This window comes from Streptomyces sp. NPDC059900, from assembly GCF_050270335.1.
Lineage (GTDB): Bacteria > Actinomycetota > Actinomycetes > Streptomycetales > Streptomycetaceae > Streptomyces.
Map to the genome: position 1 here is coordinate 1 of NZ_JBNNJZ010000554.1, position 5,253 is coordinate 5,253.

The 5,253-nt window shown below is 71.7% G+C and carries 3 protein-coding genes and 1 pseudogene; all 4 read right to left on the reverse strand.

Annotation, left to right across the window (positions count from 1 at the left end):
* Window positions 1-209 (reverse strand): DUF6519 domain-containing protein (locus tag ACQKIP_RS38845; RefSeq protein WP_427745228.1); only part of this gene is annotated, 209 nt, incomplete at its 3' end.
* A 10-nt stretch (window positions 210-219) separates the two neighbouring features.
* A complete protein-coding gene (locus ACQKIP_RS38850; protein ID WP_365853957.1) occupies window positions 220-2,262 on the reverse strand; it encodes a hypothetical protein in 2,043 nt (680 codons plus the stop codon).
* Complete coding sequence (locus tag ACQKIP_RS38855; protein ID WP_365853955.1) at window positions 2,259-4,916, reverse strand: putative baseplate assembly protein; 2,658 nt, start codon at window positions 4,914-4,916, stop codon at window positions 2,259-2,261. Before ACQKIP_RS38855 ends, ACQKIP_RS38850 begins: the two co-directional genes overlap by 4 nt.
* A pseudogene (locus ACQKIP_RS38860) lies at window positions 4,913-5,253 on the reverse strand (putative baseplate assembly protein); the annotation flags it as partial. The pseudogene ACQKIP_RS38860 and the gene ACQKIP_RS38855, both read right to left, overlap by 4 nt.

Below are 5,253 nucleotides of genomic sequence, written 5' to 3' on the forward strand. Positions count from 1 at the left end.
CCGTCCGGGCTCGTCACCTCGAACCCCGCCGCGCCCATGGGCACGCCGCGTGCCCCGGCCAGGTCGGCGACGGCGGTCTCGTGTGCGCCGGTGACGATCTGGTGCTCCTCGTCGAAGTCGGCGTCGGTGAGAACGCGGCCCTGCTCATGGAGCACCGCGCTGTAGTGCTTGCGCGGGTCGTGGGTCCTTCGGCTGAAGTCGCCCTTCATCCCGCTCCTCTCAGGTCGCGTCGATCAGGTTCGCTTCGAGCCCGAAGCGGAGGTAGTCGTCCAGGCGCATGCGCAGGTAGGCCTCCCGTCGGGGCTGCCGCAGGTGGTGGAAGACGCCGAGCTCCGCCTCGTCGTCCGCGCCGCACCACACCGCTTCAGGCGTGTGCCGGTCGAGTCGGCAGTACGTGGGGTCGCCGTACCGGGCTGATGCCAGCACCGGCCGCAGCCGCTCGTCCTCGGGGACGCAGCGATGGCGGCGCGGAGTCCGTGATCCGGGAGGCAGCGAGGAGAAGCGGACGCAGCCGCGCTGTCGCCTGTCGGTGAGGACCGGGCTCGACCAGTGGGCCGCATCGGTGGCCGGCACCCGTGCCAGAACGATCGAGTTCGAGAGACGGTCCAGGATGCGCGCGTGGACCCGGCCAAGGATCGTGCACGCGTCGAACGTGACGGCCGCCCCGCCCGTCGCAGCCGGCTGCTCATCGGTGGAGGCGTAGGCGATGCCCGATTCACCGGCGTCGATGACACAGTCGGCGAACGAGACCTCGGCGTCGAGGTGCCCGCGGACACCGCCGAGAATGCTGCGCTCGACGACGGCGGAGGTCTCTGGCGTGCTCACCCACAGGCTGGGCGTGCCCGGCCGCACGGGATCGCCCGCGCCGTCCACGTCGATGCCGGGGACGAGAGTGCAGTGCCGTAGGGCGAGGCGGCCGTCCCCGGAGACACGTACGGCGCCCCCGGCCACGAGCAGCCCGTTGAGGGCCACGGTTCCGCCGCCCGTGACCGTGACGTCCAGGTCGTCGGGCAGCGAGAGCGTGGGACGGAATCCGTCGGCGGCGCGAAGTTCGACCGTTCCTGAGTCGGCGGTCACGGCGAAAGCCTCGGCGTAGCGGCGGTTGTCGCGGATCTCGACAACCCCGCCTTTCGGTGGCAGGGCCGCCAGTGCGCCGGCGACGCTGGTGTGATCGGCGCCGCCCGCTGCCACCGAGACCAGCGGCCGGTCCGCGACAGGGGCGAAGCTGTCGACCCGGTCGTACTCTCCGCCGCCGAGGTCGGCACTGAATCCGCGGAAGTACGTGGCGACGGGCGGACTTTCGCGCGCGTCTCCGAATGCCACGCGGCCGAGCACAGGATCGATGCGCACCCGCCCTGTCGGAACCGGCGTGTGGGCCCATGGACTTGTGCCCGGCACGTCGCGCAGGTCGCACACCTCGACGACGTCGGAGAGGGCGGCATCGGGCAGATGGACCGACAGGCCGCGGCCGTAGTAGGACCCGAGATCGGCGTCCATGAGCCGGCGGGTGAGCGGCGCGGGCACGTTGAGAGGGTCGGCCAGGTGGCTGACTTCGGTCTCGGTGACGGGCGAGGTGAAGAGCTGGACGGGCGCGCCCAGCGGGTCGAGCAGGAAGAGGTGCTCCTCACCGGGGGCGAGAGGGCGGAGGGTTCCCCTGGTCACCGGGTAGGCCTTGAGACGCCACAGGAACAGGCCCACGTTCGGGAGGTTGTAGCGCCCGCGGCCGGTTGCGATGCGCCGCATCTCGGGCAGGTGGACGAAGTCGGCGTCGCGCGCCGTCCGGCCCCGCTCGAATGCGGTCCCGAGCTGCTCGAGCCGAGCCGCCCCGCGCACGGCGACCGTGCAGTGGTTGCCCGGTCGTACGTGGTTTATGTGCTGGGTGGTCGCCAGGAGTTCGAAGAACTCGACGGCGCGGGCAGGCCACCCGGTGGTGTCACGGGCGACCTGCTCGAGTACGGCCGCCGTACCTTTGCGCATCCGGTAGGCGATGGTGTTGGCGACCTCGGCGCGCGGTGTCGAACCTGTGGTCTTCTCTCCCGGCAGCCCCTGCAGGCCGATCAGGTCAGCCAGGTAGGGCAGCACCCATGGCGCGGCCGTCTCCACGAACAAGTCGTCGTAGAGCTGGTCGATCCCGTCGGCGACGACCGCCAGTTCGTCGGTGAGCAGCCGCAGGTACTGCTTGAGCGCCCCGCCGGAGGCGCTGTCGCGCTCGCGATAGAGGGCGGGCAGCAGGTCGTACAGGTGGTCGGGAGAGACGCTCACCACCCCACCTCCAGATCCAGTGCGTCGGCGGCGAGGGTGAGGATCTCGGCAGGAGACGCGTCCGGCGGTGAGCCGGGGAGTGGTGCGTACGCCGTGAGACGGGTGCTCAGCGTGATCGCTTCGTCCTGCCGGTGTAACGCGTCGAACCGCACCGCCACCACCCCGTCGACTGCATGGATCACTTTGGTCACCTCGCTGAGCGGCACGTCCTGACCGAAGGTCCGCGCCTCGAAGGAGTAGGCGGCCGACAGGGCCGCTGCCACGCCGTCGCGCACCTGTGCCGCGTCGTGGTCGGCGGCCACCCGCAGTGCCGCCCGGACGGCGAAGGCCGCCGATCGGTGGTCTGCCACGACCAGGGGAACGCGTGGGTTTCCCGCGGCCAGCAGCGCCTGTTCGAGGGAATCGAGAAGGGCGGGCGAGGGCGTGCCCGGCCTTGCGGCGGCGATGGTGACGGCGATACCCCGGCGCGTGCCGTCCCAGGTCCAGTGGGCGGCGGCCTTGCCGATCGACGCGTAGGCGGTGGCGAAGTCGGCATAGTCCTGGAGGGAGACCACCCGGCCCAGGGTGAGGACGCTGCGCGGGGCGTTGACGCGGGCGTCGGCCATGGACTGCGGGTCCTGGCCTCCGCCGGCCGCCAGCGGGTTGGTGACGGCCTTGAGGCCGAGCGGCCGGACCATGGGCAGCGTGAGGCGGTCGGCTCCTACGTTGCCCGGAGTGCCGATGCCGCAGCGGTAGGAGGCGGTCACATTGTCGGCTCCGGTGGGCGCGGCGGCACCGGTCGTCCCATCGCCGAACAGGACGGTGGTCGTCCCGTCGTCGGCCGTGCGGGTGACGTGGACCCGATCGCGGGGGCCCGCCCCGTACAGGGTGGGGATCTCGTGCCACACGACGCCGTTGACCCGTACTTGCAGCGTCGATGCGCCGCCGGTGAAGGTTTGGGCGGGTACGAAGGTCAGTGGCTTGCGGCGCAGCGTGAACTGCTGGAAGGGCCGCGCCGCGTCGGCGCCGCCGAGCACCTCGCCGACGACGGCCTCGCCGTGGGTCGCGGCGGCCACGTTGCCGTAGAGCTCGACGGGCGTTGCTCCCCGCAGGTCGTAGACGTTGCCGAGCGGCGTGCGCAGGACGAGTTCGGCCGGCGGGACCGGTGTGGTCGTGCCCGCGACCGTGACGACCTCTCCGATGACCTCGTCGCTTGCGCGGGCGGGCAGGTAGGTCACCGCGCCCGGCAGGTCGACGACGGTGTGGTCGTCGCCGTCGTCGGTGCGTACCGTCCATCGCAGCTGACCGGGCGGTTCGGCGGCGGCCCGTACGGAGAGGACGGTGACGTCGAGCAGGGGAGCGGGGAGAGCGGAGCGAAAGCGCGCACGGGCGCGCTTGCCGCGTACGAGGACCTGACGGTCGGCGGACGGCGGCAGCGGCGCTGCCAGGGGAATGACCGGACCGCTCAGCGGCTCGTCGACCGCCACGTCGGCGAGCGGTAGCCGCCGGCTGTGGAATTCGACCACGGTCTGCCGGGTGTCGACCCACGCGGGGGCGGCCTCGTTGCTGTCGGAGACGTCAGTGTCAGGGATATCGAGGGCAAGGGCGGTGACGCGCCCGCTCAGGCCGTAGTCAGCAGTCGATGCGACCGCAACCGACGTCACCCTGCCGAGGGTTGACGTGCTGCCGGTCGTCAGCACCGCCCAGGTGGCCGGGCCGACACCCTCGTAGAGACCGTCGAGCCTGACGTCGTCCTTCTTGGGCGGAGTGAAGTTCCAGTCGAGCCGGGATCCGGTCAGCTTGAGCGCATTTCCGAGGCCCGCGGCGACCGACTTCTCGAACAGGCGCGGGTCGGGCGCGTTGAAACCGAACAGGGCCGCTTGCCGCTCCAGCACATGCACGGTCACCTCGTCGCCCGCCACGAGGTCGAGGCCGGTCAGCTGCGGGCCGAACGTGACCAGGGTGTGCCGGGCAACCGGGTCGGCGGTCACCTCCACGACACGGGCCTTGGCCCATCGGGCGGCCTTCGCCGTCCACGGCTGCCGTCCGGCCACGAACAACAGGCTGTCTCCCGGCCCGAGGCCGGTTGCCGCGCCGTCGAACAGCACGGTCGAGTCGCCGGTACGCGGTGTGCGCGGGCGCGTCAGACTCACGCGGGGCCGGTTCCACGCCCCGACCCCCGCCACCTCCTGGGTCGTCTCGAATGTCTGCGGCAGTTCCCCAGGGCCCGGCAGCGACTGCACACGCACTCCGGACGGCAGCACGGCCACCGCCGGGGCCCCCGCCGCGGTCTCCAGGGTGAACGCGAGCCAAGTGTGTGCGGCCACCCCCGAGGCGAGCCGGTATCCGATCAATGAGACGAGGTCGCAGACGGACCGGTGCTCGGTCGCGGTGCGCAGGTAGTGCTCGTTGGCGATCCGCTCGGTGTAGAAGGTGAGCACATCGGCCGCTGCCGCCCAGGCGTCGATGATCGCGACGGCCGGATCGTCGTCCGTGCGGGTACGCAGCGCCGACAGCGCCGCGGACCGTGACAGTTTCGCGTGCATGCTCGCCCGGAACGTCGTCCAGGTCCCTGCCCGGTAGGCGATGCTCGGCAGCCCCGGCCGGTTGACGATCTCGACGGGAGTCTCGTCGGTCAGGCCCGTGCAACACTCGCGTCCGCAGCCGTCGCTCATCGGCCGCCCTCCACATCCAGGACCAGGGTCCCGCGGTCGGGGAAGCTGGGATCATTGTCGAGACGGGCAATCTCCAGTCGGCCCATGGATAGTTGCGCCGGGGCCGTTACGGGCGGCCGGGCCGCGCCGCGGCGCCGGAACGCGACGGGCTCGGCGTAGTGGACCCCTTCGACCTCCTGCGCGGCGGAGAGGAGTGCGCTCAGGGTGACCGGCTGGCCGAAGCTGAAGTTGTCGGGGTGGAAGAACGAGGGACGGCCATCGGCGCCGCGCCCACGCCCGAGCCGTTCGGTCAACGCAGCGGCCACGTCCGAGCGGTAGTAGTCGGGGAGTACGCAGA